Here is a 15,703-nt window from a genome sequence, read left to right as displayed (position 1 = left end):
AACAGCGCCGGTCGCGCGATCGTTGACGGTCGCATTGCAACCTTGAAACTGAGGAGGTGCGAGATGTCTTTTCGGCAATTTCCAGCCGTCGGTGCAGACGGCGAGCCCTACGTGATCATCGAGTTCCGCGACGACCAACCGCAGGGGCGCGCGCAGACACACGCGACACCACGCTATGAGCTCCCCGACGGTCGCCATCTGCTGCGGCAGGGCCAACGCTTCGTCACCAGCGGCGGCGAACTGAGCCTGCAAGCGGCATAACGCCAGCTGGTCATTTTTTGACCATGGCAAACCCGGCCGTTGCGCGGCAAGGGCTGATGCGAGTTATCCACATGCTTGTCCAGGATTCATCCACACCCTGTGTGGATGAATCTGCCATGCGTCAGCGCCAGTGCTCGGGGTCGCTTTCACAGTCGTTCGAATTACTTAGCAGGCGAGTGCGTTTCCACTTGCCACTGCGTTGCTCCCGCAGATGTGGTGCGTCCCGAGGCCACTCGATTGACAGAAGCAAAGCACCTTGAAGCCTGCCTACCCGTGATGCGGAACAGGCGTGGGCAGACGCGAGGCCTATGACTACATCGCTGCCGCTGATGAGTCAGGTCTTGCATACTCCGGTGCATGACGATGACTCGAAAGACTCAACGTTCCCGATCAACGCGCTCCAACACCCGCCCGATCCGGTCGGCATCGATTTGCGCTGCGGCGCGGCCCAGTGCAGCGCGATCGCTCTCCGGCTCGAACCCCATCCGGAAGTGCAGCTCGCCGCCGGGCGTGCGCGAGGAGTGGATCGAGGACAGGTTGACGCCGTGCTGCTCGAATACATGCAGCAACACGCGTAACGAGCCCGGCTGGTCTTCGGGCAGATACACGCTCAAGGTCAGCGGCTCGGTGAGGTCGGCCAGCAGGTAGCCCACCCGTTCATAGGTGTAGTTGCCGGCCGCCAGTGAGTCGCCTTGCAGGGCCTGCGCGTTGGCATCGAGAAAGGCCTGCCGAAATCGCAAGCGTGCCGCATCATCGCCCTGCACCACCAAGCCGCGCAGTTCTTGCAGCTGCGCGAGCAAGCGGTCGAGCATTTCGGCAACGTAAGGATTGCCGAACTGGATGTCTTCGTAGATCGACGGGTTGAGCGAGAGAATGCGCGCGATCACCGCGGTATCCAGTTCGAACGAGGCCGAGCGGTATGGCATCAAGGTGCGCAACTCGCCGAGCAAGGGGGCGTAGTCGCGCAAGGTGCCAGCCTGCGCCAGATGGGTGGCATGCACCATGGCCTGCACGAGCGCCATCACGCGGTCGTGGTGTTCGGGCGTGGCGTAGACGCACTCGGCCTGCAACGCGCTGCACAGCGCATCCACCCAGCCGGACCAGCGCTGCACACGTGCGCGGCAGACCACCATCACCCGCCCCTTCAAGGTGGGCGACTTGGGCGGTGCGGTCATCGGGTGCAGGCCCACCACCTCGGCCTGCGACGCCAGCATCGCCGCGACTGGCGCCTGTTTGATCGAGGTGACATCCAGCCACAGTTGCTCCGCCGCACGCGCGCCGGCAAGAGCGGCATAGCGTTCGATCAGCGCAGCGGTGTGGCGGATTGGTGCCGAAAAAATCAGCACATCGGCGCGCGCCACCAGCGTGGCGTCGTCCAGCCCGTCCGGTAATGCCGGATCCACGCCGATCACCTCCAGCCCCATGCGCGTGCGCAGGAATTGGGCGAGCCAGCGTCCGTAGGCGCCGGCGATCCCGACGATGCCAACGACCGGATGCGCGATCACGCCAGTCGCTCAACCGCAAAGCGCGGCGCGGTGCCAAGCGCGGCCGGCGCGGCAGCCAGCACATCGAATTCCTCGAAGCCAGCAGCCAGGGTGGCCTCCAGCGCCGCATGCACGCCGGTCAGTGCATGCCCCACCGCCTGCTCGAATGGCACATCGCGCAGCAACAGGCCGATCAGCAACGCCATCAGCACATCACCGGTGCCGGCCACGTCCACCGGCAGGTGCGGGCTGGCCCAGCGATAGACTGCCTCAGCGCTCACGGCCAGGGTCACCAGCTCGCCGGTGCCGCCGGCCACGCTATGTGCAAGCACCCATTGCGGGCCACGCGCAAGCAAGGCGCGTGCAGCGACGATGGCATCGTCCTGTTCCAGACTCGGCAGCCCGGTCAGGCGACCAAGCTCGAAGGCATTGGGCGTCACCAACCAGGCATGCGGCAACAGCCGCTCGGCAAACACGCGCTCCAACCCGGGCTCCACGTAAGGGCCGGTGTGGGTGTCGCCAATCACCGGGTCCAGGCAATAGCGCAACTGTGGCGCCTGCGGCAGGGTCTGCTCCAGCCAGTCCGCAAAAGCCTCGCCATTGGCCAGGCTGCCGAAGTAACCGGAAACAAGCAAGCGTGCACGCTGCGGCAGGCCGCGCTCGGTCGCGCCCAGCAATAGATCCGCCAGCCAGTCGGCCGGCAGGATGCGTCCGCGCAAGGTGGCGTAGAACGGCGCATTGCTCAGCAAGGTAGTGGGTACTTCCGCCACGCGTAAGCCCAGCGCGCGCAACGGCGGCACCGCCGCGCTGTTGCCGGCATGCCCGTAGACCAATTGCGATTGCACCGAGATCACATCGACCGGTGCAGGACCATCCGGGCGCTGACGGCGGCCGTGGACGAGGTGGCTGTCGGTTGCGTCGCTCATGCAGGCACCATCTTCGAAAGAGATGTCCCATTATCCGCGCAAGCCAGCAAGCGTGCTGTCGAAACAGCAGGAATGGCACGCCCGTGCATCCACAACGCTGCGCCTGGTGACTGCTTAGAGCAGCTATCAAAACTACTGCGCTGCCGCCAGGCGGGCGCGGCCGGTGCTCGGAATCCTCATGTGCCCACGTACACTCCGGTTCCTCCGCGCCGTCCGCACCCACCTGACGGCTGCTCGCTACGTTTTGTTAGCCGCTCTTAGTTATGCCGAGTTGGGCAGGGCAATCCGTGCAGGCGATTCCATAAAAAAATCCGGCGTGCATCGCTGCACGCCGGACGTTGCTGGATCACATCAGCTGGATCTGCGCCCCTGGATCAGGAGGTCATCCGATCCCAGAAACCCTTCACTCCATCGATGAAGGTCGCCGACTTGGGCGAATGCTTGCGCGCGTCCTCACCGGTGAACGTGGCCTCAAACTGCTTGAGCAATTCGCGCTGATCGGTAGTGAGGTTGACCGGCGTTTCCACCACCACGCGGCAGTACAGATCGCCCTCGCTGCGGCTGCGCACCGAGCGCACGCCCTTGCCACGCAGCCGGAACAGCTTGCCGGTCTGCGTTTCGGCCGGGATGCGGATTTCCGCTTCGCCGCCCAGCGTGGCCACCCGCACGGTGTCGCCGAGCGCGGCCTGCGAAATGCGGATCGGCACCTCGCAATGCAGGTCGTCGCCATCGCGCTGGAAGATCGCATGCTCGCGCACGCGCACTTCCACATACAGATCGCCCGGCGGCGTACCGGCCGGGCCAGCTTCGCCCTCGCCTGCCAAACGGATGCGGTCGCCGGTGTCCACGCCTGCCGGCACCTTGATCGACAGTACCTTGTCCTCTTCCACGCGACCTGCGCCATGGCAGGTCTTGCACGGGTTCTGGATCAGCGTGCCGCGGCCGTCGCAATGCGGGCAGCTCTGCTGCATGGCGAAGATGCCGCGCTGGATGCGGACCTGGCCGCGCCCATGGCAGGTTGCGCAGACTTCCACCTTGCCGTCTTCCGAGCCGCTGCCGTGGCAGGGTTCGCACTCGATCAGCGTGGGGATCTCGATGCGCCGCTCGATGCCGGCGACGGCTTCTTCCAGATCCAGTTCCAACACGTAGCCGACGTCGGCACCACGTCGCGCAGCGCGCGGACCGGCGGCGCCACCGCCAAAAATATTGCCGAAGATATCGCCAAAGATATCTCCCATGTCCGGACCACCAGGCCCGCCACCGCCGCCGCCCATGCCGTGCTCGAACGCCGCATGGCCGTGCGCGTCGTAGGCACGGCGCTTGTTGCCGTCCGACAGCACTTCATAGGCTTCCTTGCATTCCTTGAACGTTGCCTCTGCAGCAGCGTCGCCAGGATTGCGGTCCGGGTGGTACTTCATGGCACAACGCCGATAAGCCTTCTTCAGCTCCTCGTCGCTGGCGCCACGGGCCACGCCCAGAACTTCGTAGTAATCGCGTTTGCTCATGACAGGGAATCGGGAATCGGGAGAAGGGAATCGTTCAAAGCGTACATCCTCACATCAGCAGGCATCCGGAAGGGTCAGAACAGCGAAGGAGCGATGCCGTAGCACCGCTCCTCCGATTCTCTATTCCCTATTCCCGACTCACGCCTTCTTATCGTCCTTGACCTCGGTGAACTCGGCGTCCACCACGTCATCGGCGGCCTTGGAGGCCTGCGCATTGCCGCTGGCCGCATCGGCGTTGCCGCCCTGCTCTGCCGCGGCGGCCGCGGCGTACAGCGACTGGCCGGCTTCTTCCAGGGTCTTGCTGCGCGCTTCGATCTGCGCCTTGTCGTCGCCCTTCATGGCGGTTTCCAGGTCGGCCAGGGCCGCTTCCACCTTGCCGATCACATCGCCACCCACCTTGCTGCCATGCTCGGTGATCGCGGTGCGGGTGGCGTGGATCAAGCCATCGGCCTGGTTGCGGGTCTGCACCAGCTCCTGGAACTTCTTGTCTTCTTCGCGGTTGGCTTCCGCGTCGGCGACCATGCGCTGGATCTCTTCATCCGACAGGCCCGAACCGGCCTTGATCTCGACCTTCTGTTCCTTGTTGGTCTTCTTGTCCTTGGCCGACACGTGCAGGATGCCGTTGGCGTCGATGTCGAAGGACACTTCCACCTGCGGCATGCCACGCGGCGCCGGCTCGATGCCGGAGAGGTCGAACTTGGCCAGCGACTTGTTGAAGCGGGCCTGCTCGCGCTCACCCTGCAGCACGTGCACGGTCACGGCCGACTGGTTGTCTTCGGCAGTGGAGAAGGTCTGCGAGGCCTTGGTCGGGATGGTGGTGTTCTTTTCGATGATCTTGGTGAACACGCCGCCCATGGTTTCGATACCCAGCGACAGCGGGGTCACGTCCAGCAGCAGCACGTCCTTGACGTCGCCAGCCAGCACGCCGCCCTGGATCGCGGCGCCCACGGCCACGGCTTCGTCCGGGTTGACGTCCTTGCGCGGTTCCTTGCCGAAGAAATCGGCAACGGCCTGCTGCACCTTCGGCATACGGGTCTGACCGCCGACCAGGATCACTTCGTTGATGTCGCTGGCGCGCAGGCCGGCGTCGTTCAACGCGGTGCGGCACGGCTCGATCGACTTCTTGACCAGGTCTTCCACCAGCGCTTCGAGCTTGGCACGGGTCAACTTGATGTTGAGGTGCTTCGGGCCCGAGGCATCGGCGGTGACGTACGGCAGGTTCACTTCGGTCTGCTGCGAGGTCGACAGCTCGATCTTGGCGCGCTCTGCGGCGTCCTTGAGGCGCTGCAGCGCCAACGGATCCTTGCGCAGATCGATGCCCTGATCCTTGTTGAATTCGTCGACCAGATACTCGATGACGCGGTTGTCGAAGTCTTCGCCGCCCAGGAAGGTGTCGCCATTGGTGGCCAGCACTTCGAACTGCTTCTCGCCATCGACCTCGGCAATTTCGATGATCGACACGTCGAAGGTGCCGCCGCCCAGGTCGTACACGGCAATCTTGCGGTCACCGCCGTTCTTGTCCAGGCCATAGGCCAGGGCAGCAGCCGTCGGCTCGTTGATGATGCGCTTGACGTCCAGACCGGCGATGCGGCCAGCGTCCTTGGTGGCCTGGCGCTGGCTGTCGTTGAAGTACGCCGGCACCGTGATCACCGCTTCGGTGACCTTTTCGCCCAGGAAGTCCTCGGCGGTCTTCTTCATCTTTTCCAGCACGCGTGCGGAAATTTCCTGCGGCGCCATGCGCTTGGAATCGCTGGTCTGCACCCAGGCATCGCCGTTGTCGTGCGCCAGAATGCCGTACGGCACGTGGGAGATGTCCTTCTGCACTTCGCCGTCAGTGAACTTGCGGCCGATCAGGCGCTTCACCGCGTAGAAGGTGTTCTTCGGGTTGGTCACCGCCTGGCGCTTGGCCGAGGCACCGACCAGCACTTCGCCGTCCTTGGTGTAGGCGACGATCGAGGGCGTGGTGCGATCGCCCTCGGAATTTTCGATGACGCGGGCCTTGCCGCCGTCCATGATCGCCACGCACGAGTTCGTGGTGCCGAGGTCAATACCAATGATCTTGCCCATGGATACGCTCCTGATGAGTCTTTAGCTGTGTCCGGCGACGCCGGGTCTGGCTGAGATGTGGGGGTGGTGCGCAGGTGTTCAAGCCACCTGTACGAATCTGCGTTCCGCGTCTGCGCCGGCCGGTTCAGCCGGCAGCAGTGCTCAGTCGTGCTTGGCCACGACCACCAGGGCCGGGCGCAGCAGGCGCTCGTTGAGCAGGTAACCCTTCTGGAACACCTGCACGACATGGCCCGGCGCGATGCCCTCGGCCTCGCCCTGGCTGATCGCCTGGTGCTGGTCGGGATTGAACGGCTGGCCGACCGGGTCGAGCAGGGTCAGGCCGTTGTCGGCAGCGACCTTGAGCAGCTGCTTGTAGGTCAGATCCAGGCCATCGCGCAGCGGGCTGGGTTCGGTGCCGGCGGCGGTGAGGCCCGCGTCCAGGCTGTCGAACACCGGCAGCAGTTCGCCGAGCAGCTTCTCGTTGGCGAACTTGCGCGCGTTCTCCACATCGCGGGCGATGCGCTTGCGCTGGTTCTCCAGGTCGGCGCGCTCGCGCAGGGCGTCGGCCTTGACCAGGGCGATCTCGCTGCGCAAGGACTCGATCTCGGCCTTGAGCGGATCGGTCTCGGGCGGGTTCTGGGACAGGTCTTCGGAGTCGAATTCGGGGTGGTCTTGGTTCATGTGCAGTTCCCGGGCAAGCGGAACGCCCGCCCCAACGTCACCCCGTATGTGGGCGCTCGCGCGCGTTTCAAGCAAATGCCATCGCTCCGATCGAGCGCGGTTATCGCGTGCCGGGCGGCTCCATGGCCGCGCCCAGCATCTGCGCGGCGGTCTGCACCAGCGGAATCACCCGGTCGTAGGCCATGCGTTTGGGCCCGATCACCCCCAGCACGCCCAGCACCTGGCCGCCGGCGGTATACGGCGCGGTGACCAGCGAGACGTCGTCCAGCGACACCATACCGGTTTCCTCGCCGATGAAGATGCGCACACCCGGCGCCTGGATGGTGCGTTCGAGCAGCTGCAGGATCTCGCGCTTGCTGGCGAAGGCCTCGAACAGCTCGCGCAGCCGGTCCAGGTCCGACAGGTCCTGCACACCCATCAAGCGGGTCTGCCCGGCCATCACCATGCCGTCGTCGTCGGCCGGCACCAGCGCCTCGCTGGCCAGGTCCACGCTATGCGCCAGCAACTGCTCCATCTCGTTCTTGGCCAGCCGCAGTTCGCGCAGCAGCGAGGCGCGGATGTCCGACAGCGCGCGCCCGGCGAACTGCGCGTTGAGGTAGTTGGCCACCCGTTCCAGCTCGGCCGGCTCGTAGGCGCGGCGCGGCTCGATCACCCGGTTCTGCACCTCGTTGTCGGCAAATACCAGGATCGCCAGCACCCGGCGCGCGTCCAGCGGCACGAAATCGATATGCCGGAACGCAAACTGCTCGCGCCGCGGCGCGCTGACCACGCCCACGAAGTGGCTCATCGCCGACAGCATCTGCGAAGCGCTACCCAGCAGCGACTGCGTCCCGTTGCTGCTGGCCAACTCGGCGCGCAGCCGGCGCACCTCCTCTTCGCCGGGCGGCTGCATCTGCACCAGGCTGTCGACGAACACCCGGTAGCCGTGCGCGGTGGGCACCCGCCCGGCCGAGGTGTGCGGAGAACTGAGCAGCCCGATGTCTTCCAGGTCGGCCAAAATATTACGGATCGTCGCCGGGCTGACATCCAGGCCGGCATGCTGGGCCAGCGTCTTGGAGCCCACCGGTTCGCCATCGCGGATGTAACGCGCGATCAGCGTGCGCAGCAGGTGGCGTGCGCGGGGGTCGAGCATTGGGGACTGGGACGCGCGCATGGGATCATCCGGTGAGACTGGGCATAGATAATGTCTGGCCCCGGGGTTGGCAAGCATCCCATTCCCCCAGCGTCCCCATCGGCCCTAAGCTTCCCCAAAGCGTTCACACTCGATCCCATGCTCAGACACCTCTCAATCAAGGATTTCGCCGTTGTCCGCGCCACCGAACTCGAATTCGGGCCGGGCATGACCGTGGTCTCGGGCGAAACCGGCGCCGGCAAGTCGCTGATGGTGGATGCGCTGGGCTTTTTGTCCGGCCTGCGCGCCGACAGCGGCGTGGTCCGCCACGGCGCCGACCGCGCCGAGCTGTCGGCCGAATTCCAGCTGCCGGCCGAGCATCCCGGCCTGACCTGGCTGGCCGACAACGAGCTCGATGACGATGCCCAATGCCAGCTGCGCCGGATCATTCGCGCCGACGGCGGCTCGCGCGCCTGGATCAACGGCCGCCCGGTGACCTCCTCGCAGCTGTCCGACCTGGCCGCGCGGCTGGTGGAAATCCACGGCCAGCACGAGCACCAGGCGCTGATGGCCCGCAACAGCCAGCTGGCCCTGCTCGATGCCTACGCCCGCAACAGCGCCCAGCGTGAGCAGGTGCGCCAGGCCAGCCAGCGCTGGCAGGCGCTGCTGGACGAGCGCGATGCCCTGTCTGCGCAAGGCGATGTCTCCGACCGCATCGGCTTTCTGGAGCACCAACTGGCCGAACTGGAGCGCGAGGACCTGGACCCGGCGGCCATCGCCGCGCTGGACACCAACCATCGCCGCCAGGCACACGCCACTGCCTTGATCGGCGCCTGCGAGAGCGTGGTCCAGCAGCTCAATGGCGACGAGGGCCCTTCGGCGCTGGGCCTGCTGCAGGACAGCCGGCACGACCTGGCCCGGGTGGCCGAGCACGAGCCGCGGCTGGGCGAAGTGGATGCGCTGCTGGACAGCGCCGCGATCCAGATCGAAGAAGCGCTTGCCCTGCTCGACCGCGTGCGCGACGACCTGGATGCCGACCCCACCCAATTCGAGGCCATGGAGCGCCGTCTCGGCCGCCTGCATGACCTGGCCCGCAAGCACCGCGTTTCGCCTGACGAGCTGGCCGCGCATCGCGACCACCTGACCGCCGAGGTTGAGAGCCTGCGCGGCGCCGACGAGCGCCTGCAGCAGCTGGACAAGCACATCGAGGCGGCCATCGGCGTCTGGCAAGGCGCCGCCAGCGTCCTCAGCGCCAGCCGCCAGAGCGCCGCGCAGGCGCTGTCCGCTGCCACCACCACGCTGATCGGCGAACTGGGCATGGGCGGCGGGCAATTCCTGATCCAGTTGCAGCCGCAAGAGACCCTGCGCCCGGATCCCAATGGCGCCGAGCGGGTGGAATTCCTGGTCGCCGCCAACGCCGGGCAGCCGCCGCGCGCCCTGCGCAAGGTGGCCTCCGGCGGCGAACTGTCGCGTATCTCGCTGGCGATCGAAGTGGCAGCGCTTGGCCTGGACAGCGTGCCGACCATGGTGTTCGACGAAGTGGATTCCGGTATCGGCGGCGCGGTGGCCGACATCGTCGGCCAGAAGCTGCGTGCCCTGGGCGAAGAACGCCAGGTGCTGTGCGTTACCCACTTGCCACAGGTCGCCGCCAAGGGCCACGCGCATTACCGCGTGAGCAAGGCGCCGGTGGATGGCATGACCCAGAGCGCGGTGGAACTGCTCGGCCCGCAGGCACGCCAGGAAGAACTGGCGCGCATGCTCGGCGGCGTGGAAGTCAGCAAGGAAGCCCGCGCGGCGGCGCGCAAGCTGCTGCAGAGCGCCTGAGTTACCGGGCGGGTCCCGCATGCTGCGGGCTCGCGGCGCGATGTGCCCGCCCGAGTTCGCAGTGACTTTCCCTCCGCGCTTGCGGGGGGTGGATTTCGCTGCAATCGGCAGAGCGGCATGCCTGCTGAGCCCCGACTTTTAGTGCGATTGGCCTGTTTGATAGCGCAGGCCTGGTAATCGGTAAGCCGGCACCCGATGCAGTATTTGCGGCGCATCGCGACAACGCGGCGCCAGTGCCTTACCTGCGGCAATTACAGACTGAAGCTGGGGCGCTTTCTCCCGCCGAACGGCAGGCGTAAATCGCACTGACCACCGACGTCTCGATTGCGGCGCGCGCTGCAATTACTGCGCACGCGTCCTGCGCAACGCCCTAGCCACACGTGACATGCGCAATCCACGCATCACTGCAGACCTCCTGCATCGGCAGTTGAGTAGTGGGATGGCAGTACTCAATCGTCGCGTGCAGGCGCAGCGGCGTGCACGCGCTGTGCGGCGCACCAAGACGCACTTATGCGCCAGAACGCTGAGCGCTGTTTCATCAAGGGTCACGACGGATAGCATGTCGTGCGCAGCACATCAGCGATGTGCTTCTCCCAAACATGCACAAGGCGGCCGAAGCCGCCTTGTCAGTGTTACCTACAGCAACGTGGCGTCAGCGCGGGCGCTTCTTGCGCACGTACAGCACCAGCGAATGCTCTTCGAGCTCGTAGCCATGCTTCGCCGCAATCTGGCGCTGCAGCGCTTCAATTTCTTCGCTCTCGAACTCGATCACGTGGCCGGTGTCCACATCGACCATGTGGTCGTGATGGCCGCCGCGGTCCAGCTCGTACACGGCCTGGCCGCCTTCGAAATTGTGCTTCAACACCAGGCCAGCAGCCTCGAATTGGGTCAGCACGCGGTAAACCGTGGCCAGGCCGATTTCGTCGCCATGGTCCAGCAGCTGGCGATAGATGTCTTCTGCGCTGAGGTGGTGCTGGTTGCTCTTCTGTTCGAGCAGTTCCAGGATCCGCATACGCGGATGGGTCACCTTGAGCCCGACTTTGCGCAGGTCGTGGGTTTCCATACGTTCTCCGTTCATTGGCGATTTAGCGCCAGCTGCCTGAGACGGGTCGCGGCGACCGCCGGGAGTGTATCATCGGCGTGATTTCCTCAGCACTTAATCCCCGATGCGCAATCTCCTGCTGGTCGCCGCCGTTGCACTCTCCACCGCTGGCTGCGGCATCATCTACAAGCAGCCGATCTACCAGGGCAATCTGATCAAACAGACCGCCGTGGAGCAACTGCAGGTAGGCCAGAGCAAGCAGCAGGTCAGCGCGTTGCTGGGAACACCGTCCATCCCCGATCCGTTCCATGCCCAGCGTTGGGACTACACGTCCACGCAGCGCGTCGATCGTCTGGCGCGGACCGACGTCAAGAACTTCACCGTGTTCTTCGAAAATGAGCAGGTCGTGCGTTGGGAAGGCGATTATTTCCCGGCTCAAGACGAGCAGCTGGCCAAGTCGGCGCCAAAGCAGTTCGGCCGCAACCTGGCTCGCGACAAGAAGAAGCAGCGCGGCCGCTGAGGACGCTGACGCAGCGAGTGGATCACCGCTCGCTGCTGCTTGATCGTGATATCGCTGGCCATCGGCCAGCCCCGCTTGTCTCGGTGACCCCACAGGATGTTGCGCGTGCTGCTTCCATGTGCGTGCTCCGAGGCGCTGCCTCTTAGCGCCCTGCTCTTTTGATGCCAGCCCCGTGCCTGGGGCCGATGGCAACTCATCTCTCCCCCGCGCATCAAACGCACCTTACGGCGAAGCATTGCGCTTCTTTTGCGTGCCTGGCGCCTGTTTGGCGGGCGCGGCACGACGCCGGCGCGCCTCCTTCGGGTCCAGCAGAAGCGGCCTGAGCAATTCGACACGATCGCCGTCGCGCAACACCTGGGCCGGCGTGGCAATCACGCCATGCACCGCCTGGCCGACCAGCGCTTGGTCACCGGCAAAACCGGAGGCGGCAACGGCCTCGGCCACGGTGGCGCCCTCGGCAAGTTCCAGCTGGACCGCGCTGTAGCGGTCCGGCCAGGCGACGATGACCTCCACCCGCATGACTAGACGTCGCCGCGATCGGCGACCCGCACGAAATCGTTGACCATGCGGTCGGCCAGGCCCTGGAAGCCCAGCGCCAGCGCCGGGCCCAGCAGCCGCGAGCTGGTTTCCACTTCAAGGGTCAGGCTCACCTTGCACGCGTTGTCACCCAGCGATTGAAATTCCCACAGGCCTTCCAGGCGCTTGAACGGCCCGTCGCGCAGATGCATCACGATGCGTTCGGGCCGCTCGAGGATGTTTTCGGTGGTGAACCAGGTGCGGAACGATCCCAGCCCCAGGTCCAGCCGCGCCACGATGTGGGCGTCGTCCTCTTCAAGCACATGCGCAGCGTCGCACCAGCCGAAGCGGCGCGGATAGGCGGCGACATCATTGACCAGATCGAACATGCGGGTGGCGCTGTGTTCGACAAGCGCGCTGCGACGGATGGTAGGCATTCTCTGACTTGTGAAAGACGGGCGATCGTTTGGCGACGCCGAATCGGCGACAATAGCGGCATGAGCAAGAAGCCTGCCAAGGATAAAGCAAAGAGCGCGACGGCCACGAAAACCATCGCCCTGAACAAACGTGCGCGCCACGAGTACCACCTCGAGGAGCGCTATGAAGCCGGCCTGGCCCTGCAGGGCTGGGAGGTCAAGGCCATCCGCGCCGGGCGCGCGAACATCGTCGACGGCTACGCCTACGTGCGGTCGGGCGAGATTTACCTGATCGGCGCGCAGATCACCCCGTTGATCCAGGCTTCCACCCACGTGATTCCGGTGGAGCGCCGCGACCGCAAGCTACTGCTGCACCGTGCCGAGATCGACAAGGTGCTGACCCGCGTGGAGCGCGAAGGCTACACGCTGGTGCCCACCGCGCTGTACTGGAGCAGCAACAAGGTCAAGCTGGAGATCGCATTGGCCAAGGGCAAGCAATCGCACGACAAGCGCGATGCCGCCAAGGAACGCGACTGGCAGCGCGACAAGCAGCGCGTGATGCGGCGGCATAATCGGGATGCGTGAGTAGCCGGGAATCGGGATTCGGGATTCGCAAGAACGGGGCTGCTTGAGCTGAGCATTTGCTGAGACCGCAAGTTGCGATGGTTTGGGCTGCTTTGAGGCCGTGCGATCCCGCCACGCCATGTGACGCGACCGCTCTTAGCCAGCCTTCGGGCTGCAACCTGCATCGCGGCCGTTTTTGTTCAGCCAACCACCGCGTTTGCGAATCCCCAATCCCGACTCCCGAATCACGTATCTCCAAGCATCCGCATCAAATTCGGCACCCCCCTGCCCTGCACGTAACGATCGCGCTGCAGGTCGGTGCAGGTGTCCAGCAGCAGTTGCTTGACCCGGTCCGGAAAGCCGATGAACTCGCGGCGTGCGGATAAAAAACCGGCCAGCACGCCGGACACATGCGGTGCGGCCATGCTGGTGCCGCTCATTTCGACCATCAGGCTGGACGGGTCGCGCGGGTCGAAGCCGTAGTACGCGGACAGGATTTTTTCGCCCGGGGCGACCACATCAGGTTTGGAGCGGCCATCGGCGGTCGGCCCGCGGGATGAAAAATACGACACGCCGTAGTTGTGCGGGCTGCTCTTGTGCACCGATCCCACCACGATCGCGTCCTCCAGATTGCCCGGATCGCTGATCGACAGATCCATGTTCGCCGGGTAGGTGCCGCCGTCGTTCTGCATCAGCCAGGCCAGGCCTTCGTTGCCGGCCGCCACCACTACCAGTACGCCCTGCCGCCACAACCGCCGCAACTCGTTGCATAACGGGGTGAAGCCACAGCCGTAGCTTTCCGGATCGAAGCACCCGCCCAGGCTCAGATTGACGCCGTGGATCACCAGCTCGCCGGCACGCTCGTTGAGGTCGGCCACGTGCTGCACTGCCTTGATCATCCACGAATCGCGCCCGTTGCCGGCGTCGTCCAGCACCTTGAAGCCATAGAGCTGCGTCTCCGGCGCCATGCCGGCAAATTCCAGCAGTTCGCCCGGATTGCCACGGGCATCGGGCACCGCCGCCCGGCAACAGCCGGCGATGATGCCGGCGATGTGCGTGCCATGGCCATGCCCATCGAGTGCGGTGAACCGTTTGCCATCGGCCCGCGTCAGCCGCTTGGGCGCGCCGCGCCGGGTGCAATCCCACTGCGCCACCACATTGTCGCGCTCGCCCGGCACGAAGAAATGTGGATGCCCGGCCGCAATGCCGGTATCCAGGACCGCCCAGCCGATCTGCTGCCCACGTGCGCGATACGCCGTGCGTGCTGCATCCACATGCAGCACATTGCCCGAGACGTGGATCAGCGCACGCTTGCCGGCATCGCGCCAGACGCGCCGGAAACCCAGCGCGCGGTAGCGGCTTTGCAGCGTTTCGATCTCGAACCGCGTCAGCCGCGCCGAAATGAAGCGTTGCAGGCTGTCTTCGAGTTCGATCGCGTCGTCCAATGCATCGCCGTCCAGGCCGGTGCTCTGCCCGGCAATCTGGCGCATGTGGGTGAGCAACTGCGCACGCACGCCGGCCGGGTCCGCGCCCAGGACGCGACGGTCCAGCTCGATCAACACCTCGTGCCGATAGTCCGCGCCGTGCGCCTCGAGCTGCTCACTGAGGTCCTTGATCAGCACCGCATTGGAGACCGGTTGATCGAAGCCCACACCCACCGCCTGCCGCACCGCTGCACGCACCTGCGCAATGGCCAGATATCCCGAGCCCGAATGCGGGTTGTGCTCCCAGTCCGGGTTGAGCCGCGCGGCGGCGATGTTCTCGAACCGCCCCTTGGCATTGGCGATGTCGTCGGTCAGGTCTGGATCCAGCGCGATCGGGTCGCGCGTTTCGGCCACGTTGACCCAGCGCCGCACGCAGTCGGGGAACGGCAGTTTGCGCGTCCCGGTCCAGCGCTTGAACATGCTGCGCACCTGCGGCAAGCCCAGCGGCGAGCCCAGGGTCAGGAACAGCGCCACCTCGCAGCCATCGGCCTGCAACTGCCGCAGCACGTCGTAGGCAATCATCGAGCCCTGGCTGTGCGCCACCACCACAAACGGCCCGCCACCGGCGCGCAACCGTTGCGCCAGGCTTTCGCGCATCTGCGCAGCCCGCTCCGGGACAAAGAACAGATCGTGCACATCCTGCAGCAGCGCCGCGGAAATCAGCCGCAACAGCACGCGGTTGATCGCATCGATCGGCCCCTTCGCCTGCACGCCGCCGGCAAGCGGCGCGGCCTGCAGCTCGTCCAGCATCTGGTGCAGATCAGCACGCTCCTGCTCGCTCTGTGCCAGCGCATCGGCCAGCGCGTGCAGGTCCTGCTCGCCCGGCACCAGCCCCAGCGTGCTCAACGCCCGCTGCACGCTCTGATTCAACGCCGGCCCCACATCGCGGCCATCGCAACTGCCAGGCTCGGGCACCGGGTAGCACTCGCGGTTGACCCAGTACGCAAGCCGCGTGCGCTCACCCATCGGGCGGCCGAACAAGGCCTTGTCCCACTGGCAGCGCAACACCTCAGCCGGTGGCTTGTTGCCGATGCCATGGATGTAGATGACGGTGCGGGCCTTGCCCTGCACCCGCGTGCGATGGCCGTTTTCCTCTTGCGTTTCCGCCTTGGCGGTGGCCTGACGCCCCGAACGGCGCTTGGCCGGCGGGGCGGTCTTGGCGGTCTTCTTGGTTGCGGCGCGCGTCGTGCGCGGGCCGGTGGGGCGCTTGCCTGTGCTCATCCAGTAGCTCCTTCAGTTCCAGATAGTTCCGGTCTGTGCAACTGAAGCCACTGTAAGCGCTGCCTATCTCACTACTTGTGACCGGGCACGCCGATCCCTACA

14 protein-coding genes and 1 other RNA gene are annotated in these 15,703 nt (G+C 65.5%); 5 read left to right on the top strand and 10 right to left on the bottom strand.

Going from position 1 to position 15,703, the window contains the following annotated elements:
- Positions 1-63: 63 nt before the first annotated feature.
- Positions 64-261, top strand: coding sequence for a hypothetical protein (locus XCC_RS07705; protein WP_011269904.1), 198 nt, complete (start codon positions 64-66; stop codon positions 259-261).
- A gap of 377 nt (positions 262-638) precedes the next feature.
- Here XCC_RS07705 and XCC_RS07700 read toward each other — a convergent pair whose 3' ends face one another.
- Positions 639-1,766, bottom strand: a complete 1,128-nt coding sequence (locus tag XCC_RS07700; protein WP_011036663.1) for a prephenate dehydrogenase — start codon at positions 1,764-1,766, stop codon at positions 639-641.
- Positions 1,763-2,671 carry a pyridoxal kinase gene (pdxY, locus tag XCC_RS07695; protein ID WP_011036662.1) on the bottom strand — a complete coding sequence of 303 codons (909 nt, stop codon included), beginning with the start codon at positions 2,669-2,671 and terminating at the stop codon, positions 1,763-1,765. The genes XCC_RS07700 and pdxY overlap by 4 nt, the downstream gene beginning before the upstream one ends.
- A 178-nt stretch (positions 2,672-2,849) precedes the next feature.
- Between pdxY and XCC_RS07690 the strand changes: the two genes are divergently transcribed.
- A non-coding RNA gene (locus XCC_RS07690) (sX9 sRNA) lies at positions 2,850-2,924 on the top strand.
- A gap of 121 nt (positions 2,925-3,045) precedes the next feature.
- Here the strand turns inward: XCC_RS07690 and dnaJ are convergent.
- The 4 genes from dnaJ to hrcA form a co-directional block, all read right to left on the bottom strand.
- Positions 3,046-4,176, bottom strand: coding sequence for a molecular chaperone DnaJ (gene dnaJ, locus XCC_RS07685; RefSeq protein ID WP_011036661.1), 1,131 nt, complete (start codon positions 4,174-4,176; stop codon positions 3,046-3,048).
- A gap of 138 nt (positions 4,177-4,314) precedes the next feature.
- Complete coding sequence (gene dnaK, locus XCC_RS07680) at positions 4,315-6,243, bottom strand: molecular chaperone DnaK (protein WP_011036660.1); 1,929 nt, start codon at positions 6,241-6,243, stop codon at positions 4,315-4,317.
- A 141-nt stretch (positions 6,244-6,384) separates the two neighbouring features.
- Positions 6,385-6,903 carry a nucleotide exchange factor GrpE gene (gene grpE, locus XCC_RS07675; RefSeq protein WP_014507314.1) on the bottom strand — a complete coding sequence of 173 codons (519 nt, stop codon included), beginning with the start codon at positions 6,901-6,903 and terminating at the stop codon, positions 6,385-6,387.
- A 100-nt stretch (positions 6,904-7,003) separates the two neighbouring features.
- The gene (gene hrcA / locus XCC_RS07670; protein WP_057672795.1) at positions 7,004-8,035 is read right to left on the bottom strand and encodes a heat-inducible transcriptional repressor HrcA; all 1,032 of its coding nucleotides are present in this window, start codon (positions 8,033-8,035) and stop codon (positions 7,004-7,006) included.
- A gap of 138 nt (positions 8,036-8,173) precedes the next feature.
- Between hrcA and recN the strand changes: the two genes are divergently transcribed.
- Positions 8,174-9,838 carry a DNA repair protein RecN gene (gene recN, locus XCC_RS07665; protein WP_011036657.1) on the top strand — a complete coding sequence of 555 codons (1,665 nt, stop codon included), beginning with the start codon at positions 8,174-8,176 and terminating at the stop codon, positions 9,836-9,838.
- Between the two features lie 652 nt (positions 9,839-10,490).
- Here the strand turns inward: recN and fur are convergent.
- Positions 10,491-10,901, bottom strand: coding sequence for a ferric iron uptake transcriptional regulator (gene fur, locus XCC_RS07660; protein ID WP_005988392.1), 411 nt, complete (start codon positions 10,899-10,901; stop codon positions 10,491-10,493).
- A gap of 103 nt (positions 10,902-11,004) precedes the next feature.
- Between fur and XCC_RS07655 the strand changes: the two genes are divergently transcribed.
- The gene (locus XCC_RS07655) at positions 11,005-11,400 is read left to right on the top strand and encodes an outer membrane protein assembly factor BamE (protein WP_011036655.1); all 396 of its coding nucleotides are present in this window, start codon (positions 11,005-11,007) and stop codon (positions 11,398-11,400) included.
- Between the two features lie 222 nt (positions 11,401-11,622).
- Here XCC_RS07655 and XCC_RS07650 read toward each other — a convergent pair whose 3' ends face one another.
- Entirely contained in the window at positions 11,623-11,919 is a 297-nt protein-coding gene (locus XCC_RS07650; protein WP_011036654.1) for an RnfH family protein, read from the bottom strand.
- A 2-nt stretch (positions 11,920-11,921) separates the two neighbouring features.
- On the bottom strand, positions 11,922-12,353 hold the full coding sequence (locus XCC_RS07645) for a type II toxin-antitoxin system RatA family toxin (protein ID WP_011036653.1): 432 nt from the start codon (positions 12,351-12,353) through the stop codon (positions 11,922-11,924).
- Positions 12,354-12,413: 60 nt separating this feature from the next.
- Between XCC_RS07645 and smpB the strand changes: the two genes are divergently transcribed.
- Complete coding sequence (gene smpB / locus XCC_RS07640; RefSeq protein ID WP_011036652.1) at positions 12,414-12,917, top strand: SsrA-binding protein SmpB; 504 nt, start codon at positions 12,414-12,416, stop codon at positions 12,915-12,917.
- A gap of 224 nt (positions 12,918-13,141) precedes the next feature.
- Here the strand turns inward: smpB and XCC_RS07635 are convergent, their stop codons facing one another.
- Complete coding sequence (locus tag XCC_RS07635) at positions 13,142-15,601, bottom strand: S8 family serine peptidase (RefSeq protein WP_011036651.1); 2,460 nt, start codon at positions 15,599-15,601, stop codon at positions 13,142-13,144.
- Between the last annotated feature and the right edge of the window lie 102 nt (positions 15,602-15,703).

This window comes from Xanthomonas campestris pv. campestris str. ATCC 33913 (genome assembly GCF_000007145.1).
GTDB classification, from domain to species: Bacteria; Pseudomonadota; Gammaproteobacteria; order Xanthomonadales; family Xanthomonadaceae; genus Xanthomonas; species Xanthomonas campestris.
The sequence above is the reverse complement of the archived record's forward strand: the minus strand, read 5'-3'. Positions and strand labels throughout refer to the sequence as shown.

Coding starts and splice junctions, on each gene's coding strand:
- pdxY (WP_011036662.1), bottom strand. CDS start 2,671: ATGAGCGACGCAACCGACAGCCACCTCGTCCACGGCCGCCGTCAGCGC.
- XCC_RS07645 (WP_011036653.1), bottom strand. CDS start 12,353: ATGCCTACCATCCGTCGCAGCGCGCTTGTCGAACACAGCGCCACCCGC.
- XCC_RS07635 (WP_011036651.1), bottom strand. CDS start 15,601: ATGAGCACAGGCAAGCGCCCCACCGGCCCGCGCACGACGCGCGCCGCA.
- XCC_RS07655 (WP_011036655.1), top strand. CDS start 11,005: ATGCGCAATCTCCTGCTGGTCGCCGCCGTTGCACTCTCCACCGCTGGC.
- XCC_RS07650 (WP_011036654.1), bottom strand. CDS start 11,919: ATGCGGGTGGAGGTCATCGTCGCCTGGCCGGACCGCTACAGCGCGGTC.
- dnaJ (WP_011036661.1), bottom strand. CDS start 4,176: ATGAGCAAACGCGATTACTACGAAGTTCTGGGCGTGGCCCGTGGCGCC.
- hrcA (WP_057672795.1), bottom strand. CDS start 8,035: ATGCTCGACCCCCGCGCACGCCACCTGCTGCGCACGCTGATCGCGCGT.
- recN (WP_011036657.1), top strand. CDS start 8,174: ATGCTCAGACACCTCTCAATCAAGGATTTCGCCGTTGTCCGCGCCACC.
- smpB (WP_011036652.1), top strand. CDS start 12,414: ATGAGCAAGAAGCCTGCCAAGGATAAAGCAAAGAGCGCGACGGCCACG.
- grpE (WP_014507314.1), bottom strand. CDS start 6,903: ATGAACCAAGACCACCCCGAATTCGACTCCGAAGACCTGTCCCAGAAC.
- fur (WP_005988392.1), bottom strand. CDS start 10,901: ATGGAAACCCACGACCTGCGCAAAGTCGGGCTCAAGGTGACCCATCCG.
- XCC_RS07705 (WP_011269904.1), top strand. CDS start 64: ATGTCTTTTCGGCAATTTCCAGCCGTCGGTGCAGACGGCGAGCCCTAC.
- dnaK (WP_011036660.1), bottom strand. CDS start 6,243: ATGGGCAAGATCATTGGTATTGACCTCGGCACCACGAACTCGTGCGTG.